This is a genomic window from Pseudomonas sp. NPDC089392, from assembly GCF_044749595.1.
In the GTDB taxonomy this organism is placed as follows: domain Bacteria; phylum Pseudomonadota; class Gammaproteobacteria; order Pseudomonadales; family Pseudomonadaceae; genus Aquipseudomonas.
This window is the reverse complement of the sequence record NZ_JBIVIF010000004.1, coordinates 286,841-305,756: the sequence shown is the minus strand read 5'-3', so window position 1 is coordinate 305,756 and position 18,916 is coordinate 286,841. Positions and strand designations below refer to the sequence as shown.

16 protein-coding genes are annotated in these 18,916 nt (G+C 60.4%); 11 read left to right on the top strand and 5 right to left on the bottom strand.

The genetic code is table 11. The features are described 5' to 3' along the window. Positions 1-253 precede the first annotated feature (253 nt). Positions 254-1,117 (bottom strand): LysR family transcriptional regulator, encoded by an 864-nt coding sequence (locus ACIP1G_RS06685; RefSeq protein WP_400734868.1) that lies wholly within the window; start codon positions 1,115-1,117, stop codon positions 254-256. 111 nt (positions 1,118-1,228) lie between these two features. On the opposite strand from ACIP1G_RS06685, the gene ACIP1G_RS06680 reads away from it, so the two are divergent. Then, positions 1,229-1,837 carry a LysE family translocator gene (locus ACIP1G_RS06680; RefSeq protein ID WP_400734867.1) on the top strand — a complete coding sequence of 203 codons (609 nt, stop codon included), beginning with the start codon at positions 1,229-1,231 and terminating at the stop codon, positions 1,835-1,837. A 69-nt stretch (positions 1,838-1,906) separates the two neighbouring features. Here ACIP1G_RS06680 and tnpA read toward each other — a convergent pair whose 3' ends face one another. Beyond that, a complete protein-coding gene (gene tnpA / locus ACIP1G_RS06675) occupies positions 1,907-2,233 on the bottom strand; it encodes an IS66-like element accessory protein TnpA (RefSeq protein WP_400734865.1) in 327 nt (108 codons plus the stop codon). A 399-nt stretch (positions 2,234-2,632) separates the two neighbouring features. Then, positions 2,633-3,190: a hypothetical protein gene (locus tag ACIP1G_RS06670; protein WP_400734863.1), complete on the bottom strand. Its 558-nt coding sequence runs from the start codon at positions 3,188-3,190 to the stop codon at positions 2,633-2,635. Positions 3,191-4,761: 1,571 nt separating this feature from the next. On the opposite strand from ACIP1G_RS06670, the gene ACIP1G_RS06665 reads away from it, so the two are divergent. Continuing rightward, positions 4,762-4,989: a hypothetical protein gene (locus tag ACIP1G_RS06665; protein ID WP_400734861.1), complete on the top strand. Its 228-nt coding sequence runs from the start codon at positions 4,762-4,764 to the stop codon at positions 4,987-4,989. Positions 4,990-5,608: 619 nt separating this feature from the next. Further along, on the top strand, positions 5,609-5,836 hold the full coding sequence (locus ACIP1G_RS06660; RefSeq protein ID WP_400734859.1) for a hypothetical protein: 228 nt from the start codon (positions 5,609-5,611) through the stop codon (positions 5,834-5,836). A gap of 182 nt (positions 5,837-6,018) precedes the next feature. On the opposite strand, the gene ACIP1G_RS06655 is transcribed toward ACIP1G_RS06660, so the two are convergent. Both ACIP1G_RS06655 and ACIP1G_RS06650 read right to left on the bottom strand, forming a co-directional pair. Next, entirely contained in the window at positions 6,019-6,489 is a 471-nt protein-coding gene (locus ACIP1G_RS06655) for a GNAT family N-acetyltransferase (RefSeq protein ID WP_400734858.1), read from the bottom strand. Positions 6,490-6,743: 254 nt separating this feature from the next. Next, a complete protein-coding gene (locus ACIP1G_RS06650; protein ID WP_400734856.1) occupies positions 6,744-8,129 on the bottom strand; it encodes a GntP family permease in 1,386 nt (461 codons plus the stop codon). A gap of 482 nt (positions 8,130-8,611) precedes the next feature. On the opposite strand from ACIP1G_RS06650, the gene ACIP1G_RS06645 reads away from it, so the two are divergent. The 8 genes from ACIP1G_RS06645 (at position 8,612) to ACIP1G_RS06610 (ending at position 18,862) form a co-directional block, all read left to right on the top strand. After that, positions 8,612-8,863 (top strand): hypothetical protein, encoded by a 252-nt coding sequence (locus ACIP1G_RS06645; protein ID WP_400734854.1) that lies wholly within the window; start codon positions 8,612-8,614, stop codon positions 8,861-8,863. A gap of 174 nt (positions 8,864-9,037) precedes the next feature. Then, entirely contained in the window at positions 9,038-9,967 is a 930-nt protein-coding gene (locus ACIP1G_RS06640; protein WP_400734852.1) for a malate dehydrogenase, read from the top strand. A gap of 157 nt (positions 9,968-10,124) precedes the next feature. After that, entirely contained in the window at positions 10,125-10,661 is a 537-nt protein-coding gene (locus ACIP1G_RS06635; protein WP_400734850.1) for a sigma-70 family RNA polymerase sigma factor, read from the top strand. After that, entirely contained in the window at positions 10,658-11,623 is a 966-nt protein-coding gene (locus ACIP1G_RS06630) for a FecR domain-containing protein (protein WP_400734848.1), read from the top strand. Before ACIP1G_RS06635 ends, ACIP1G_RS06630 begins: the two co-directional genes overlap by 4 nt. Before the next feature lie 514 nt (positions 11,624-12,137). Continuing rightward, a complete protein-coding gene (locus tag ACIP1G_RS06625) occupies positions 12,138-14,573 on the top strand; it encodes a TonB-dependent siderophore receptor (RefSeq protein ID WP_400734846.1) in 2,436 nt (811 codons plus the stop codon). A 245-nt stretch (positions 14,574-14,818) separates the two neighbouring features. Then, the gene (locus tag ACIP1G_RS06620) at positions 14,819-15,316 is read left to right on the top strand and encodes an RNA polymerase sigma factor (protein WP_400734844.1); all 498 of its coding nucleotides are present in this window, start codon (positions 14,819-14,821) and stop codon (positions 15,314-15,316) included. 5 nt (positions 15,317-15,321) lie between these two features. After that, positions 15,322-16,251, top strand: coding sequence for a FecR family protein (locus tag ACIP1G_RS06615; protein ID WP_400734843.1), 930 nt, complete (start codon positions 15,322-15,324; stop codon positions 16,249-16,251). A 244-nt stretch (positions 16,252-16,495) separates the two neighbouring features. Beyond that, a complete protein-coding gene (locus ACIP1G_RS06610) occupies positions 16,496-18,862 on the top strand; it encodes a TonB-dependent siderophore receptor (protein WP_400734841.1) in 2,367 nt (788 codons plus the stop codon). Positions 18,863-18,916: the final 54 nt, after the last annotated feature.

Sequence of the window (18,916 nt, the reverse complement as noted above, 5' to 3'; positions counted from 1 at the left end):
CCACGTGAAGAAGAAACAGGAGCCAGCAGCAGACATCCTCTTGCAGGCTCAAAAAATTCCCGATTCGATTCCACAGAAAGCCATAAGTAGCTGATCTTTTTATAGATACCTTATGAGGTATGTCAAAAAATCCACCGAATTCCAGCTCCGTGAAAACCGGGACATTACGGCCAACAACCGTTCGTCTGGTGCCGCACCACATATGTAAGCGTCTGGCCGTTACACCTTGCATGCCTGATTGTGGCATGCAGTGCTAACGAGCCTGCCTAAGTGCACCGATGATGAATTTGTGCAGGCTATCCACTGCCATAGAGCCACCGGAAGCCTTGCTCCGAATCACGGCGACCTGCATGGGCTCTATATGACCCACGCCATGCTCTTTGGTGAGCACGCTGAGCGAATCAGGGACGCTGCACTGAGTGACTGCCGCGATTGCAAGCCCCCCTTCTACAGCAGCGACCTGCCCGGCAAGACTTGAGCTGTGATAGACGACCTTGAAGTCCCGCCCCTGGAGCGTCAGGGAGCGGACGGCATTGCGGCGGGCAAGACTTTCTTTCTCGTAAACAGCGATTGGCACTGGATCTCTCTTCCAGAGTTCAAAGGAGGGAGAGCCTACCCAGACCATGGGCTCCTCAAAGAGCAGCGTACCTCGTTGCTTGGAGTCCCTTGAGACCAAAGCGAGATCCAGATCCCCACTTTGCACCAAAGGAATCAGAGCCGTTGACTGCTCACAACTCAATTCGATCTCAACGTCCGCATAGCGCGGAGCATAACGCTTGAGAACTGGTGTGAGGTATTTGGCCGCGTAGTCTTCGGCCACTCCCAAGCGTATTCGCCCCCGCAATTCCTCACCGCTGAAAACAGCGACGGTTTCGGCATGAAGTGCAAGCATGCGGCGGGCATAGCTCAGAAGCACCTCACCATCAACAGTCAACTCAAGCCGTTTCTGTCCGCGAGTCAATAGCTGTCGGCCAAGCGTGGTCTCCAGCTTCTTCATTTGCATACTGACCGCTGATGGAGATCGGTTGATCTCATGCCCTGCGCCTGTCAACGATCCCGCATCAACTGCGGCCACGAAACATTTGAGCCAATCAATTTGCAAATCGCTTGCAGGCATCGGAATCTCTTTTCGAAAATCGAAAGGTTGGTGTGTGAATTATGCGCTTTTGCGAAGCTAAATTCCTGCCCCATGATGGCAGTCTACATCTGCCAAAGACTGGACGCCGTGATGCCTCTCGATACCTGGTTGCTCTACTTTTTTACGTGCTGTGGGATGGCGGTGGTACCAGGGCCTAACGCATTGTTGGTGCTGACTCATGGAGCCATGCATGGCAGTCGGAGGACGCTATTCACCATCAGTGGTGGAGTACTAGGATTCACCTTCGTGCTTGCGCTTTGCGCTTTGGGACTAGGCGCCCTGATCCAGGCGTCAGCTGTTTGGTTTACAGCGTTGAAAATTTTAGGCGGACTGTACTTGATCTGGTTAGGGTATGGATTGTGGCGTTCGGCTCCCATCTCGATTGATGCGCAGGCCGCCGGAAGCTCGCAGCCATGGGTGTTGTTCCGTCAGGGGCTGGTTTCTGCCGTATCAAATCCCAAAGCACTACTATTGTTCACCGCATTCATCCCGCCTTTCCTTGACCCACAACGTAATATCGTGGCGCAGACAGCTGCCATCGCGTTGACCTACGCAGTCGTGGAATTTTTTGTTGAGTATGCCGTGGCGAGTGCCGCGCACAAGGTCAGACCTTGGCTAGCTCGCACGGGTCATCGATTCAACAAGGTATGTGGTGGTTTTTTTGTAGCGTTCGGGTTGGCCTTACCGGTTCACTCCTGAGCAGGAAACTCCCGATTAGCACTTTTGAGACCAGTGCTGGGGCAGAATCGACTGTGGCGTCGATGCGGATCATTGGGAGAGGCTGCTGATGAAGCGGGCGCAGCCGTCCGGGTCGGAGATCGGCCAGTTCACAGTGACTGTTCGCTGCCCGGAAGAGATATCGATGCGGGCTACATCCTGCCGAGCAGGCGTCGCCACAGCGGTCTCAAGCCTCAACGGTACAAATGCAGGTAAGGCAGAAGCCTGCCTGTCACGATAGATCGGTATCCACTTCCGTACCAGATTGGCGTTGATGCCGTGCCGCAGCGCCACGCTGGCAATGGACACATCAGGGCTCAGGCAGTCCTGGACAACTTGGGCCTTGAAGGATTTGGGATAAGAGGTGCGCTGACGCATGGTGTTCCTTGAATTAAGGGCGGTGGTGTCCACGTATTTTTAGGTGGACACCATCCCCCTTGATCTGGGGATTCTGAAGGTGTGTTCGGCAGACGCTTACCCACATATCAAGGCTTGCAGCGATGCGGGCCTTTTTTGTTGCTTGTAAGCGTCCTTGGCCTCAGCCGTTTTCTGAAACAAATTGCCAAAAAGAGGTGGTTTGACCTTTCAGGGGAAATCTTCGACAATCTTCCCCGAGGACTGCAAACGCGCATTTTCGGGCATGGCTTGCCAGTAATTGGCCCCCCGGATCTGGCAGCAGTGAAGCTGGCACTCACTGACGTAGGGACAGTCGATAGGCCCCACCATACGGCCGATGATTCGACTGGGTTCTGACCTGATGGATCACAGATCCGGAAACTAAAGAATCGCTGCGACTACAGCCTCAGTAACATCCGAAGGCGACCCCGCAAGGGTCGCCTTTTCTTTTGCCCAGTCGATCATGATTTCGCCGACTTTGGTACCTCGCGGCGTGGGCTGGGGTGTCCAGGTCACCACCGAGTAATGAAAGCCAAGTACCCGGTCGCCTTCGCGGGGCTCTAGCGTTAACGTTCCGTCTATCGTTCTTAGCAGAGTGATGCGCCTTTTGGCTGCTAAAGGGTGGTTGGCGTCGTGATAGATTCCGGTGCCCAGCGCCATAAGCGAGGCGATGAATGCAGCCAGGTGATCAGGGCTGTTGATCCCTCTCTTACGTAGAAACACCTTCTTGCCGTGCCAGATGTGCAAGATGCCATGGCCGCTGGCCTGACCGCCTTTACCCTTAAAGTGCTGGCCGACTTTTACGTAGACCTTGCCCTCGGCGAGGTTGAGTTTCATGGCTGAAATCGGCGGGATTACGCCAAAGACTATGCCGCCTGTGGGGTGTTGCACCAGATCGGCGGGTTTCATCTTGAAAATGGGGGATGGTGTGGTGACCACGGCGGCTCCTTTGCAGGCTGCTATGGTAAAAAATTTGCAGATCAGGTTGCTCGGAGAATATTTGCTGGGTATTTCCTTTTAAGTGGAAGATGTCAGGCTCGCACTGGTGCTCGCGTAAGCGAACAAGCAAGGGCAATACGGCTATCGCTTCTGCGATGATGGAAGGGATGCGCTCGCCGGCATAGACCTACAAGACGATCACTGAGGCGTCGCCAGCAATGCGCCTACGCTGGGACACAGAGGATCGAAACCGGAGAGCGGTTCGACGGCCCGGCTACCTGAAGATCAAATTCTTCGGAACGCGCCCGGAACGCGGAGAAGGGTACTGGATCGACGTGCCCGACCATGGCAGCCCACGCAGGTTTCACTCCAACTATCTTCAGGTCACTCCCGAATTGCAGCGACAGCTTTTCAAGCGCGTCAGGTGGCTCACACGTGATTTCCTATTATCCAATTCCGCCGATTTGTCTCTGAACATTGGCAAGTGTTTGAGGCCTTCGCTGCGCTCAGCTCGCAGGAACGCGATGCCCTCCGCCGACCGAGTCGGGACCTCGGGGATCAGGCAGCCCAAAAACCTGAAGTCGGTGCTTCGGATGGGTGAATCCAATCGGTGGCCGTAGCTATCCTCGTCTCTGCTCAAAACACCTCAGTACCATCGTCGCATCGACCTCGGCAATGTACGAAGCAGATCGGTTACGGACAGCTATCGAATCGCTTGTACTTAAATAGGAATTTTATTGTTTCGGGCTTAACCTCCTTACTGAGGCGCCAATCTAAGTTGCTAAACCGATTTGCAGCGGCAGCTACGGAGCGGTTGCTGCCGCTCTCGAGTGGACAATCGTGAAAGGGCAATCTCTGTGCAGCCCCCCTCACAAAACTCCACTCATCAGCACCAGATAAGCTTTTACACACAGATTCAAAATTCGATTCCACTGAAAGCCATAACTAACTGATTTATTTGTACATACCTTATGAGGTACGGCTAAGTATCCACCAAATTCCAGCCCCGCGAGAGCTGGGCTTCACGACCAAACTACGTCCGTCCCGCTATCTGAACTCTGTTATTCCTATGAGATGTAAAGAAAATTCAGGTTGTGGTTCTGGGCGCAATCCGCACCGTTGAACGCCTTTCGTACATTATTCGGAGACGTTTCCTACAACTTTCACACTTGCCCTAGCGAGAAATGTGAGGCTAAATTTCCACGTCACGGCAAATTCCGTGACCGGGCGTAGGAACCCGTTGGTAAACTTGGCGCACGCACTAGGCGCCCCTGCACCACAGCTGGCGCTTTTTTTGTGCCTGCCGTGCTGTGTCATGGCGGCTGTGTGTGGGCAGGCTTCGGCCTGGCCGGGTTTCCAAGTTTCCCGGTATTCCTACCCCACACACAGCTGCCACCCAATCCCGTAGGAAGGATCGTGGCAGCTCCAACTGAAACTTGGAGCCTCATGCATGCTTATCTCAAGTCCGAGCAGGATCCCCGCATTCGTTCTCCACCGTCGTTCCTCGACGGTCCTCCGTAACCTCGCCGTCAGCCAAGCCCTATTTGTTTCCACCCAACCGGAGGCCCGCCATGACTGACCAAGAACGGCTATCCACCATCCAAAGCTACGCCTGGACTCTCGAACTGTTAGGCGAGGCCCTAGTTCAGCATGATGAAATGCTGGAGTGCGAGCACAACCCGCGGCTCAGCTTTCGCAATACGGCCGGTATCCATCAGGCGATTCGGATTATCAGCCGGTTGGCCAGTGAGCAGTGTGGGAAGGTCATGGAGCGAAACGGTCAGGAACGGGAGAGTTAGTCGAGATCTTTGATGAGTGGCGGGCCAGATATCGTCGTTGTGGCTGGCCCTCTGCTGAAGGCACCTAGGTGGGTTATTCCTGTCGGTTGGGTGTATGGGGCTGCTGCGCAGCCCATCGCAGGCAAGCCAGCTCCTACACTGACCGCGTAAGTCCTGACGTGTGTGCGTTGCTTGTGGCAGGTTGTTTTCCTACCAAACGCGCAGTCCTTTCGTAGCCTGAGAAACTTGCGAAAACACTCACCCAGGAATAAAGTCCTCCCGTCGCCGAAGCATCGGCGATGCGACCTTGGCCGGTCGGAATCGAAAGGCGCATCAGCGCCCCATCTTCATCGCAGGCGCTTTTTTTGTGCCCGCGATGTCGCGTTATGGCGGTGGTGCGCGGGACACCTTCGGGTGTGCCGGGCTCCTTTCGTCCCGGTCGGCCAACCCGCGTACTGCTGCCACCTTAACTTGCTTGGCCGCGAGCGGTGGCAGTTCCATCACGAAAGGAACTCATGCATGACCACCGTAAATCCGTTACAGATCCTCGCATACGTTCTCCACCGTCGTTCCTCGACAGTCCTCCGTAACTTCACTGTCAGCCAATCCCTTTTGGTCTCCACCCAACCGGAGACCCACCATGACTGACCAAGAACGCCTATCCACCATCCAAAGCTACGCCTGGACACTCGAACTGCTAGGCGAGGCTCTGGTCCAGCACGACGAAATGCTGGAATGCGAACACAACCCGCGCCTGAGCTTTCGCAACACGGCCGGGATTCATCAGGCGATTCGGATTATCAGCCGGCTGGCCAGTGAACAGTGTGGGAAGGTCATGGTGCAGAGCGGTCAGGACCCATCCGATTAGCTGAAGGCGCGGGAGGGCTGAAAAGCAGCCTTGCTATCCCGTGTATTACGGCTGAAATCGTGGGGCCGCTTTGCGGCCCTTTCGCGACACAAGGCCGCTCCTACAAAGGGCCGCGCAGGTTTGCGGGTATCCAGGTGGGCGCCTGCTTTGGAAGTCCCCGCAGAAAACGATCAATGCCGTTTTTAGCCGACCAGCCGTTTGTGCATGGGCGTGCAGGCCAGCTCAAGCCCCGAAGGCGAGGTATAGATACCCTGAGCCTCCCCCTGATAACCACACCGATGGTAGAACGGGGTGGCATTTGGAGTGGCGTCCAGATGAATCTCGGTAAGCCCCGCCTCAAGCGCCAGTCGCTCCAGATAGCGAACCATCGCCTTGCCTATGCCCGCCCCCATGAATGCTGGCAGCACAAAGAGCGCACCCAGTTCCCCGGACTGGAAATCGATCAGCCCAGTGGCAACAGGTACATCGTGCCACCATGCAATGTGATATTGCCGCGCCACGCTGGCCCTGTATCCCTCGGTCAGCGGCACCTGAGTCCAGGCACGAACCTGTTCCGGCGTGTAGGCGCTAATACACTGGTGCCGAATTGCCTGAAGCCGAATATCGAAAGCGGCCTCAGCGTCGCTGTATTTGGCTGGACGGATCTGCAGCATGTTCACTCTCCTTGTCATGAACGGCCATGATCGGAGCATGAAAAAGCCCCGACCATTTGGGGCGGGGCTTAGGGGTGCGTTCTATTTGCGTTGCGCGCGCAGCGTCCTATGGCCCGCCGAAGGCGGTCATCATGGGACGCATCATTTTCACACGCTTGTAAGTGCTCATAGGGTCATCTTCTGACGACTTCACAGGTGTAGTCAATTTTCGGATCGCAGTGCCGTTCCATGACGGCACGTTTTGCGAAGCCGCTTCAGCCCACAGTAATCGCCGCATTCAACATCAACACCACGATCAAGCCGACCACCGCCACAATGGACTGCACCACCGAAATGGTCTTGGTAGCTTCGCCCATGGTCATGCCAAACGACTCCTTCACCATCCAGAAACCCGCATGGTTGGCATAGTTGAAAAACAGCGAACCGCAGCCGATGGACAGGGCCAGCAATGGCAGGTTCAAGCTGGGGTCGGCACCTGCAAGTGGTGCCAGCAAGCCGGCAGCGCCGACGATACCGACGGTGGCAGAGCCGGTAGACACCGACAGCAGCATCGCGATCAACCACCCCAGGATCAACGGCGGGAAGGCAGACTGCTGGGTCAGGTGCACAATGGCATCGCCGACCTTGGCGCTGGTCAGCATCTCCTGGAAGGCTCCGCCCCCGGCGATGATCATGATGATCGAGGCGATAGGCTTGAGGCTTTTGCCCAGCGCATCGCGCAGTTGTTCGGCGTCACCGCCGCGCGCCAGTACCAGGCTGAAGCCTGCGAACAACACGCCCAGCAGCATGGCGATCAGCGGGTTGCCCAGGAAGCTGGCCAATTCCAGCAGCGCATTACCCTTGGGCAGCAGCATCTCGGCGACGGCATGCACCAGCATCAGGATCGCCGGCAGCAGCGCGGCCAGCATGCCGACCAATACGCCGGGGCGGGTCTGATCATCGGCTTTCTCAGTCAGTGTGAACTGGTCCAGCAATGCCTGATCGGGGCGGGTGTTCATGCGCTGCGAAATGAACATGCCATACAGCGGGCCGCCCAGGATCATTGCCGGGATAGCGGCAAGGAAGCCATAAAGCATGGTGGGCCCGACCGAGGTCTTGAGCACGGCGATGGCGGTCAACGGGCCGGGGTGTGGCGGTACCATGCCGTGCATGGCGGCAAGCGCGGAAATCACCGGCACACCTACATACACATACGCAGAGCCCTTGAAGCGGGCCTTGCTTTCCAGCTTTCGCGCCACGCTGAATATCAACGGCAGCATGATCACCAGGCCCACTTCGAAGAACATCGGGATGCCGATGACGAAGGCAACCAGCATCATCGCCCAAGGAATCATCCGGTCCGAGGTGCGCTTGAGGATCACATCCGCGACCTGTTCGGTGACGCCCGCGTCAGCCAGGATTTTGCCGAGCATCGCGCCAAGCGCGATCACCACCCCGACCGCACCCAGGGTCTTGCCGGCGCCGGTGAGCAGGTGGGAGACGATGCTGCCGGGGTCCATGCGGGTAGCAAAGCCCACGCCAATGGACACTACCAGCAGGGCCAGAAGCGGGTGCATCTTGAGGCGGGACACGATGAGCGCCACCAGCACCAGGACGCTGACCAGTGCGGTCAGCAACAGCTGTATATCTAAGGGAGTCATTCAGGGGATCTCGGTTGGGCTGGCGCGCTAGCGGCACTCAGGATTTGCAGTTATCTGTCGCGCACAAATGGCCGACTGGATACGCAGTCTTCGAACTTCAGAGGAGGAGTGGAGCTGGTGCTGACGGGCGAAGGTATCGCGCCGGGCAAACGAGTAGGGCTGGGCAGTGCGGTCATGGGAAGATTCACCTTGTTATTTGGTCATCTATATGAATCTCGGCAAAGTATTTGCGGTGCGGTGGGATGCTGTCAAGCGCATGTGATCGTGTCATGGTCTCTTCCGCGTTCACCCGTCGCGCCTAATTGGGGCTGCTGCGCAGCCCATCGCGACGCAAGGCCGCTCCTACAAGGGCCAGTGCTGGCTTGAAGAGCCTGCGCCCCAGACGAGTGACACGCCGCGTCACTGATTCGTCTCGATGAGTCATATTGATGCTTTTCAATCCTCAGGCTAATACTAAGGTATCAGTCGGGGAGGCACGAAATATGCAAACAAGATTTGTTATCGTTCCTGCAGTACCAATAGAAAAAGAAACCTTTCAATCAGGCTCTCGGTTTTATGCGGCGACTGTGTCAGGTGGCTTCGACATCTACGACAACCAAGAAAAACTACGGCTGAAGCCAAGCTACCCGACCCGCTCGCTCGCAGAAGCAGCACGCCTGAAGCTGAACAGCGAGTGCCGTAATCCAGACGAGCTTTTCCCGTTCTTGCGGGTGGAATGCTCCGTGATGGAATAGTGATGCAGTGCAAGTTGTGGCTTGCGCCGTAGCGTTGGCAATGGGCCGCGAGCCCGCCCAGACCATTTGCCTGACTGGCAGCAACCTTCGGGTGGCCTTTTAGCCTCAGCGGGCAATACTTCATCTGTATACGCAGGCGTGTTCCTGGTGGCGCGCGCCGCTAGGAGGTGTCTGGTGAAAAAACTATCAATCGTGGGTGCCGGCATGGTCGGCGAGGCGGCGGCGCAGATCATCGCCCGGGATGAGTTGTGCCGTGAGCTGGTGCTGATGGATGTGCAAGGTGAGTTGGCGCAGGGCAAGGCGCTGGACGTGTGGCAGGCTGCAGTGGAATCGGGTTCCGATACCCGGGTTTACGGTGGGGCCAAAGCCGAAATGCTGGACGGTTCCGAGCTGGTAGTGATTACCGCTGGTGTACCGCGCAAGCCTGGGCAGTCGCGGCAGGATGTACTGAGCATCAACTTGCCGATTATCGATAGCATCATGGCGGATATCAAACAGCATGCGCCGACAGCGACGGTGTTGGTGGTATCCAACCCGGTCGACGTGCTGACCTACCGGGCCTGGAGCCTGAGCGGGCAGGGGCGCGACAAGGTGTTCGGGCAGGCAGGGGTGCTGGATACCGCGCGCATGAAGTGCTTCATTGCCGAGCAGACCGGGTTTTCTGCCCGGGATATCACCGCGCTGGTGCTGGGCGGGCATGGCGACAGCATGGTGCCGCTGATGCGCTACTGCCAGGTCGGCTCGGTGCCGCTGTCCCACTTCCTGTCCAGTGAGCAGATTGAGCAGATTGTGGAGCGCACACGCAAGGGCGGTGGCGAGATTCTGAATTTGAAGAAGCTGGGCAGCGCCTGTGATGCGCCGGGGGTGGCCATTGCACAGATGGTGGATGCCATCGCCAATGGGCGAAACCGCATTTTGCCGGCGGTGGCGATTCTTGAGGGTGAATACGGGCGCAAGGATATCGCCATGGGTGTGCCCTGTGTACTGGCAGAGGAGGGGCTTGCGCGGGTCATCGAGTTGCCGCTGGATGCGCAGGAGCAGGCGATGTTTGACCACTCTGCGGATCAGGTGGCGCGGGATATTGCCGAGATGAAAGCGCTTTGAGCGAGGCTGGGCTTGGACGCCGGTGCGCAAGCTGGTGGCCACGCCCGATCGCGCATTGACCGAACGGCTAGTGGGGTGAGTAGCCCCACCAATTGCTCGTGCCCATTCATCCAAGCTACCATTGCTAATAATTCCTATTAGCATAGTGGCACCCTCCATGAATGCCTCTCCCACCCCCCCAGCCGCTGGTTTCGAACTGGAGCAGCTCTACCGTTCCCACCACGGCTGGATCCGCCAGTGGCTGCAGCGCAAGCTCGGCAATGCCCACGATGCGGCGGAGTTGGCGCAGGATGTGTTCGTGCGGCTGCTGAGCAAACCTCGCACATTCAATGACCACGAGCATGCCCGCGCCTACCTGGGGCGCATGTCGCGCAATGCCTGTGTGGATTTCTGGCGGCGGCGGCGGGTGGAGCAGGCTTACCTGGAAGTACTGGCCAGCCAGCCCGAGCAATTTGCGCCGTCGCTGGAGCATCAGGCGGTCATTCTCGAAACCCTGGGGCAACTGCAGGCCATGTTCGAACGCATGCCCAAGCGGGTGGCCGAGGCGTTTTCCATGGCGCAACTGCAGGGCATGAAGCAGCGCGAGATCGCCGAGCAGCTGGGCGTGAGTGAGCGCACCGTGAACAGCTACCTGGCTCAGGCGATGTACCAGTGCCTGTTGCTGGAAGCCGAACTGGATGACTCACTGGCATGAGCCGGGGGCAACTCGACCATGCCGTGCTGCAAGCAGCGGCAGGCTGGTTCGCGCGGCTGCACGCGGCGGGTAATGACGCCGCAACCCAGGCGCAATGGCAGGCTTGGCTGACCGAGGATGCGCGGCATCGCCTGGCCTGGTCCTACGTGGAAAACATCAACCAGCGCTTCGGCAACCTCGATGGCCAGGCAGAGCAGGCGCGGCAGGTGTTCGACAGCGTTCGCAGTCACCAACAATCGCGGCGCGCCGTACTCGGCAGCCTTTGTGTAGCGGGCGCGGCTGGCGTGTTGGGCTGGGGCGGCTGGCAGCGGGGTTGGGTAGACTCGCCACGCGCCTGGTTTGCCACCTACCGCACCGGTATGACGGAAGTGCGGCCGCTCACTTTGGCCGATGGCAGCCAGTTGTGGCTGAACGGCGGCACGGCGCTGGATGTGCAGTTCGATGACGGCGTGCGGCAACTGCGCCTGTACCGCGGCGAAATCCTGATCGAGACCGGCAAGGACCCTCGGCCACTGTCGGTCGAGACGCGGGCAGGGCGCATGCAACCACTCGGTACGCGCTTCAGCGTGCGGGATCAGGGGCTGGCCACGACCTTGAGTGTGTTCGCAGGCTCCGTGCAGGCAACCTGCTCCGGCAGTGGTGTGCAGACCACGCTAGGCGCCGGGCAGATGCTGGTGTTCGATGCGCAGCAGGCGGGCGTTTCGAGCGCTGCACAAGCCCAGCGTCAGGACTGGAGCCGTGGCGTGCTGGTGGCCGAAGACATGCCGCTGGGCCAGGTGATCGACGTGCTGCGCGACTACCGCCACGGCCACCTCGGCATCGACCCGGCACTGAACAGCTTGCGAGCGGTGGGCACTTTCCCGTTGCTGGATACCGATCGCACCCTGGCCATGCTGGAGCGTGCGTTACCCATTCGGGTGGTGCGCATCTTGCCTTGGTGGGTCTCGATCGAGGCGCGCTGAAATTTGTCTGCTCTGATAGAGCGTCTGGGCTGAGAGGTGCTTGTCACAACATTTTTATCGCCTTTGAGATCGAGCGCCGCCCGCGCGGCGCTTCGCGGCACAAGGCCGCTCCCACTGTCTGTTTCGGGCCAGTCACTTCTGTGAGGTCACCGCTGTCCGCTTTGTTCGTTACATTTGATATCGAAGGGGACGCAGTTGCACTTCATCGATCTCCAGCCATGCACCAGGGCTGCCACCCACCTGGCACAGGAGTCATTGGCCCGAAACAGACAGTGGGAGCGGGCTTGCCCCGCGAAGCGCCGCGCGGGCGGCGCTCGATTTGTGCATCACCGCAAATCCCCAGCCATGCACCTGCAAGCCCTCACCCCACCTTCCCTACGGAAAAATCGCAGCCACTCTTCCCCAGTTTTCCGCGAAGAACCTGAAGTTTTTCAAATTTCTTTTTCCGGTTTTACGACGCTCATGCGCTTGGTGGGATGACGCTACTTCATTCCACCTTCGGAAGGACCCTTTCATGCTGTTTCGCCACCCTGCTTCCTCGCGCCATCATCCGCTGGCCCTGGCCATCCTCCTTGCCCTTGGCAGCCACGCGGCCACCACCCAGGCCGAAAGCAACGGCGCAGCAGCGCAAGGCGTGCTGTTCGACATTCCGGCCGGGCCGCTGGCACGGCAACTGAACCTGCTGGCCAGCCAGGCCGGGCTGTTGATTGGCGGTGATGCCACGCTCACCACCAACAAGCAGAGCCAGGCGGTGCACGCCAGCAGTGTCGAGCAGGCGCTGACGCAAATGCTGGCGGGCAGTGGCGTGGAAGCGGTGCGCACCGGTGAGCGGGAATTCCAGCTGGTGCCACAGGCGCAGGGCGCGGCCGGTGCCGTTACCCTGGGCAGCACCACCATCAGCGGTCAGGGCCTTGGCGACACGACGGAAGCCACTGGGGCTTATGCTACCGGGCGTTCGTCCACCGCTACCAAACTGCCGATGAGCCTGCGCGAAACGCCGCAGTCGGTCACCGTGGTCACCCGCCAGCGCATGGATGACCAGAACATGCAGAATCTCGACGACGTCATGCGTAACGCCACCGGCGTGACCATCATCAAGAACGGTAGCGAGCGCTCGCTGTATCAGGCTCGCGGGCAGACGGTCGAGAACCTGCAGATCGACGGCGTGCCGACCAACATCGGCAACCCGTACTCGATGGACACCATCTCCAAGCCCAACACCGACATCTACGACCGTGTAGAGGTGGTGCGCGGTGCCACCGGCTTGATGGAAGGCGCGGGCAACCCGTCGGCCTCGATCAACCTGGTGCGCAAGCGGCCCACGGCCGAGCCCCAGGCATTGATCGAAACCTCGGTCGGCTCGTGGGACGCCTACAAGACCATGGTCGACCTGTCGGCGCCGCTGAACGAAGCCGGCACCCTGCGCGGCCGCTCGGTCATCACCTACAACAATGCCAACAGCTACCTGGACACGGCCCAGAAGGAAAACCAGCTGTATTACGGCATTATCGAGGCCGACCTCGATGAGTCGACCCTGGCCACCTTCGGTTTCACCTACCAGAAGGAACGCAATTCCGGTTATGACTGGTCGGGCCTGCCCAGCAAGGAGAGCGGCGCGTTCTACCCGATGTCGCGCTCTACCTCGCTGACCGGCGACTGGAACCACCTGGACAAGCGCAACACCACGCTGTTCGCCGACATCCAGCATACCTTTGCCAACGGCTGGAAGGGCGTGGTGGCGGTCAACCAGATGTGGGCCAAGTCGGACTTCCTGGGCAACTACACCTTCCCTGGTGGTGGCACCGACCTGTTCACCCTCAACCCGCGCCATTTTCGTTTCGATGACACCCAGACCAGCATCGATGGCTACTTCACTGGCCCGTTCCAGTTGCTCGGTCGTCAGCATGAGCTGATTGTGGGGGGGAACTGGAACAAGGACGACTTCGACTACCACGGCGGGCGCGATGCCACCTACCGCTACATCGTCGACATGAACAACCTGGCAGCGTTCGACCCGCCCGCGCCGACCGCGCTCAACGTCAACCAGTGGCAATACAACCGCACCCAGGAGCAAAAGGGTGTGTATGTGGCCAGCCGTTTCAGCGTTACCGACAGCACCACCTTTTTGCTCGGCAGCCGGCTGAGCTGGTACAGCCACGATTCACTGGATGACACCAATGGTGTTCGTGAGTCCACTGACTACCGGCATTTCTCCAAGAGTGGTGAAGTGACGCCCTATGCGGGACTGGTTCAGGACCTGAACGAAAACTGGTCGGCCTACGTCAGCTACACCGAAATCTTCAAGCCGCAGAGTGCCCAGGCTACCGACGGCAGCACGCTCGCGCCGATGACCGGCAGCAACTACGAAATCGGTTTGAAGGGGGAGTTCCTGGACAAGCGCTTGCAAACTGCCATTGCGCTATTCCAGGCCGACCAGACTGGCCGGGCGGAGCGGGTGACCTGCGAGATGAGCTTTTCGTGCTATCGGGCCTCCGACAAGGTGCGCAACAAAGGGATCGAGCTGGAGCTGACCGGTGAAATCCTGCCGAACTGGAACCTGTCGGCGGGGTACACCTATACCCAGTCGAAATACATCGGCGGTGAGCAGAAGGGCGAAGACTTCAACGGCGCTTCGCCACGCCATCTGTTCAAGTTGGCGACCGACTACCGCCTGCCAGGCGCGCTTGACCAGCTACGGGTAGGCGGCAGCTTCTACGCCCAGAGCAAGATGACCCAGACCGAAGTTGGCGAGGACTACAAGATTCAGCAGGAGGCCTACCACCTGACCAACCTGCATGCGATCTACGAGATCAACAAGCACCTGGAGGTGCAGTACAACCTGGATAACGTGTTCGACAAGAAGTACTACCAGACCTTGGGCAACCCCAACTACTGGAACTTCTATGGCGAGCCGCGCAACTTCAATGTGGCGTTGCGGGCCAGGTTCTAAGCCCGGCCCTGGCCCTTGTCGGCCTTGGCCGCGAACACCCATACACCGCAGCCCCTGTGGGAGCGGCGGTGCGGCGGTCCGATTCACCCGCGAAGCAGGCAACTCGGTGTATGGCACCGGCTTTGCCGGTGTTCGCGGCTGAAGCCGCTCCCACAGGTGGGGAGGGGCAGTTACGATGCGTTGTAAATGAAAACCCTTATCGTTAAAGTCAGCGCTTTCTTCCCCCGTCCGGGTTGCCCTCACGCATGAAGACCGAAGAGCTGGAGCTGGCTTTCAAGACCCATGCCGGGGAGCTGCGCGCGTTCCTGTACCGGCAGCTGCGCAACACCGACACCGCTGCCGACCTGGTGCAGGAAACCTACCTGCGCATGCTGCGCCAGCCGCCCCGTGGCCCGGTGCTGAACCTGCGCAGCCTGCTGTTCCGCATTGCCCGCAACCTGGTCATCGACCACACCCGCAGCCGGGGCACGCGTGGGCAGCATGACGAGGGCATGGCCTATCTGTACGAGGTCACCGGCGAAAGCCCCGAGCCATTTGCCGAGGTCGCTGCCCGGCGCGAGCTGGCGCGCATGGCCGAGGCACTGCAGCGCCTGCCGCCGCGCTGCCAGGAGATATTTCTGCTGTGCCGCCTGGAAGGCCTGGCGCACAAGGCGGTGGCCGCGCAGTTGGGGGTTTCCGTGAGCACGGTCGAGAAGCAGCTGGCCATTGCGCTGGACTTTCTGGGCCAGAGTTTGCAACGTTGATGGCCATGCACGAGCCTTCCGCGCCCCTCGACCCTTCACCTGACGTACGCCGGGCTGCCCAGGCCTGGGTGCTGCGTTTGACTTCGGGGCATGTGCAACCTGGCGATGTGGAGGCCGCGCGGGCCTGGTGTGCGCTGGCGCCGGAGCATCAGCAGGCGTTCGTCGAGGCGCGTCGGCTGTGGGCGTTGAGTGGGCAACTGCAGGCGCCGCTGCGGCGACGGGCACCGGCCCGGCAGTGGGCGCTGGCCAGTGCGGCGGTGCTGGTGCTGGGTGTGGGTTTGACGCTGGCCTGGCAGGGGCAGTGGGGGGCGGATTATCGCACTGGGGTCGGGGAGCGCCGGGTTATTGCGTTGAGCGATGGTTCGCGCATCAGCCTGGATGCCGATTCGGCTGTAGATGTTGAACTGACTGCCCGCGCGCGGCGCATCACCTTGCGCAAGGGCGTGGCGGTGTTTGACGTGGCGCATGATCCGGCACGGCCGTTTACTGTGCAGGCTGGCGCAGTGCAGGCCACGGCGCTGGGAACTGTCTATGCAGTGAGCCGCGAAGGCGCGACGGTGGATGTGCTGGTCAGGCGCGGGCGGGTGGCGGTCAGTGATGCGGCAGACCGGGTCGAGCTGGCTGCCGGAGAGGCGGTTGCGAGCGAGGCTGGCCGGTTGGGTGCCAGGCATGGGTTGGACGTGGACACCGCGTTGGCCTGGCAGCAGGGCCGGCTGGTGTTCGAGCAGGCGCCGCTGGCGCAGGTGCTGAAGGCGCTGGAGCGGTACCGGCCAGGGTGGCTGCTGGTGGGGGATGAGCGGCTGCGCGGGCTGAAGGTGAGCGGCACCTTCCAGCTGGACCGGCTGGATGAAGGGCTGGCGACGTTGGAGCAGGCGTTTCCGTTGAGGGTTAAGCGGTATTCGGCGTATCTGCTGGTATTTGAAGCACGGGACTGAACTCTCAAAACCGGCGCTATCCCTTGTAGGAGCGGCCTTGCGTCGCGATGGGCTGCAAAGCAGCCCCGGGATTTCAGCGCAGATGCACAAACTGCCGGGGCTGCTCTGCAGCCCATCGCGACGCAAGGCCGCTCCTACACCGGGCTGCGTCAGGCAGGATAAGAATTATTTTTACGGGTCCAGCGTAGTCATCCGTCATCCCTGTTCAAAAACGAATGCTTCGTATTTGAACAGGGGAGTGTTGATGGACCGAGGGCAATTCCGCAGGGCGTCGCTGGCGCCATTTTCGTTGTTGTGTGCACTGCTGCCGGGCCTGGCCCTGGCCGAGCCGCGTGAGTTCGACATTGCTCCGCAACCCCTGGCCAGCGCGCTCAACCGCCTGGCTGCGCAGGGCGGGTTACAGGTGATTTTCGATGGCAACCTGGTGCAGGGTAAGAGCAGCCGCGGCGTCAACGGCCGGCACGAGCCGGAAGCGGCACTGTCAGAACTGCTGCAAGGCAGTGGCCTGACCTGGCGCTCCACCGGCAGCGCCAGCGTCACCCTCGAACCCGCCGCGCAATCGTCCGGCAAGCTGGAGCTGGGCGCGACCTCCATCGTCGGCCAGGCCTACAGCTCGGTCAACCCGGACGACGGCTACGTGGCCAAGCGCTCATCGGTCGGCAGCAAGACCGACACTCCGCTGATCGAAACCCCAGCCTCGGTATCGGTCGTCACCCGCGAGCAGATCGAGGCCCAGCAACCCAAGACCGTGGCCCAGGCGCTGCGCTATACGCCCGGGGTCAACACCGAACTGGCCGGCCCGCAGTTCGTCGTCGACCAGCTGTCCATCCGCGGTTTCCAGCAGGGCACCGGGCGCATGCTGCGCGACGGCACCCGCACCTTCCTGCCGGAGTTTCTTGGCTGGGACGCGCCAGAACCCTACGGCCTGGAGCGCATCGAAGTCCTGCGCGGCGCCAGCTCGGTGCTGTACGGGGCCTCGGACCCGGGCGGGCAGATCAACCTGGTGAGCAAGCGCCCCACCCAGCAGCCGCTGCGCCAGGTGCAGTTGCAGGCCGGCAACCTGAACTACCAGCAAGGCGCCTTCGACTTCGGCGATGCGCTGGACGAAGAGGGCATCTGGAGCTACCGCCTGACCGGTCTGTTCCGCGAAACCGATGCGCAGACCGACCACATCACCAACCGCCGCCAGTACATCGCCCCAGCACTCAGCTACCGCCCCAGTGCCGATACCGAGTTCACCCTGCTTGGCGAATACCAGCGCCAGACCGGCAACTTCGCCAACGCGTTGCCGGCCAGTGGCACGGTGTTCCGTGATGCGCGTGGGCGGCTGGACCGCGACACTTACGTCGGCGACAGCGCCTACGACTTCATGACCAACGAGAAAACTTCGCTGGGCTATGTGTTCGAACACCACTTCGACGAGGTGTGGACCCTGCGCCAGAACCTGCGCTACAGCAACTACCGCCAGGCCAGCAGCGAAATCGCCCTGTTCGGCGCGGCCGGCGACGGCCAGTACTCGCGCTACAGCGACGCGCGCAAGGGCGACGGTCGCCTGTTCACCATTGATACCCACGTGCAGGCCAACTTCGCCACCGGGCCGGTGGAGCACACCTTGCTGACAGGCGTGGACTACAACAACGGCAAGTTCGACCAGCAGCAGTCGCTGGACTTCATCCTGCAAAGCTTCGACCCGTTCCAGCCGGTCTACGGCCAGCCGCTGAGCACGGTGCCGTTCAGCTTTGCCAGTTACGAGCAAAAGCTGTCGCAGACCGGCGTGTATTTGCAAGACCAGCTGCGCATCGACAACTGGGTGCTGCTGCTGGGCGGTCGTTACGACTGGGCCGCGAACCAGAAGGACGACCGCGCCCCGCAAACCCAGAAGGACGAGAAATTCAGCGGCCGCGCCGGGCTGGTGTACCTGTTCGACAATGGCCTGGCGCCATACCTGAGCTACAGCGAGTCGTTCCTGCCGGTGATGGGCACCACGGCAGACGGTGCCCAGCTCGACCCGGAAACCGGCAAGCAGTACGAACTGGGCCTGAAGTACGAGCCGCCAGGCAGCAACAGCCTGTACACCGTCGCCGTGTTCGAGCTGACCCGGCAGAACGTTACCGAGAACATAAACGGCTTCAGCCGCCAGGAAGGCGAGGTGCGTTCGCGTGGTATCGAGCTGGAAGCCAGGACTGAACTGGCGCCGGGCTTCAACCTGATCGGCAGCTACACCTGGAACGACGTCGAGGTCACCCAGTCCGAGCGCGGCACCCAGGGCAACACGCCGTTCCGCACCCCGGAGCACATGGCTTCGCTGTGGGCCGACTACCTGCTGCAGGGCGGCCCGCTGAACGGGCTGCGGCTGGGCGCGGGCACTCGCTACGTCGGCAGCACCTACGGCGATGCGCAGAACAGCTTCAAGGTCGACAGCTATGTACTGGTCGATGCCATGGTCAGCTACGAGCTGGGCAAGCTGGATGCGTCGCTCAAGGGCGTGGAGCTGGCGCTCAATGCCAGCAACCTGTTCGACAAGGAATACGTGGCCGGCTGCTTCAGCGACCTGGGCTGCCAGTACGGGCAACAGCGCACGGTATACGCAAGTGTGACCTACAACTGGTAAGCGCAGATCCGCAAGCTCACTCATGGTGGTCACGACCCTGCCAGCGTGTAGGCA

What these genes read in the sequence shown, in the direction of transcription:
- ACIP1G_RS06685 (WP_400734868.1), bottom strand. Translation starts at nt 1,117, where the DNA reads ATGCCTGCAAGCGATTTGCAAATTGATTGGCTCAAATGTTTCGTGGCC.
- ACIP1G_RS06680 (WP_400734867.1), top strand. Translation starts at nt 1,229, where the DNA reads ATGCCTCTCGATACCTGGTTGCTCTACTTTTTTACGTGCTGTGGGATG.
- tnpA (WP_400734865.1), bottom strand. Translation starts at nt 2,233, where the DNA reads ATGCGTCAGCGCACCTCTTATCCCAAATCCTTCAAGGCCCAAGTTGTC.
- ACIP1G_RS06665 (WP_400734861.1), top strand. Translation starts at nt 4,762, where the DNA reads ATGACTGACCAAGAACGGCTATCCACCATCCAAAGCTACGCCTGGACT.
- ACIP1G_RS06660 (WP_400734859.1), top strand. Translation starts at nt 5,609, where the DNA reads ATGACTGACCAAGAACGCCTATCCACCATCCAAAGCTACGCCTGGACA.
- ACIP1G_RS06655 (WP_400734858.1), bottom strand. Translation starts at nt 6,489, where the DNA reads ATGCTGCAGATCCGTCCAGCCAAATACAGCGACGCTGAGGCCGCTTTC.
- ACIP1G_RS06650 (WP_400734856.1), bottom strand. Translation starts at nt 8,129, where the DNA reads ATGACTCCCTTAGATATACAGCTGTTGCTGACCGCACTGGTCAGCGTC.
- ACIP1G_RS06645 (WP_400734854.1), top strand. Translation starts at nt 8,612, where the DNA reads ATGCAAACAAGATTTGTTATCGTTCCTGCAGTACCAATAGAAAAAGAA.
- ACIP1G_RS06635 (WP_400734850.1), top strand. Translation starts at nt 10,125, where the DNA reads ATGAATGCCTCTCCCACCCCCCCAGCCGCTGGTTTCGAACTGGAGCAG.
- ACIP1G_RS06630 (WP_400734848.1), top strand. Translation starts at nt 10,658, where the DNA reads ATGAGCCGGGGGCAACTCGACCATGCCGTGCTGCAAGCAGCGGCAGGC.
- ACIP1G_RS06625 (WP_400734846.1), top strand. Translation starts at nt 12,138, where the DNA reads ATGCTGTTTCGCCACCCTGCTTCCTCGCGCCATCATCCGCTGGCCCTG.
- ACIP1G_RS06620 (WP_400734844.1), top strand. Translation starts at nt 14,819, where the DNA reads ATGAAGACCGAAGAGCTGGAGCTGGCTTTCAAGACCCATGCCGGGGAG.
- ACIP1G_RS06615 (WP_400734843.1), top strand. Translation starts at nt 15,322, where the DNA reads ATGCACGAGCCTTCCGCGCCCCTCGACCCTTCACCTGACGTACGCCGG.
- ACIP1G_RS06610 (WP_400734841.1), top strand. Translation starts at nt 16,496, where the DNA reads ATGGACCGAGGGCAATTCCGCAGGGCGTCGCTGGCGCCATTTTCGTTG.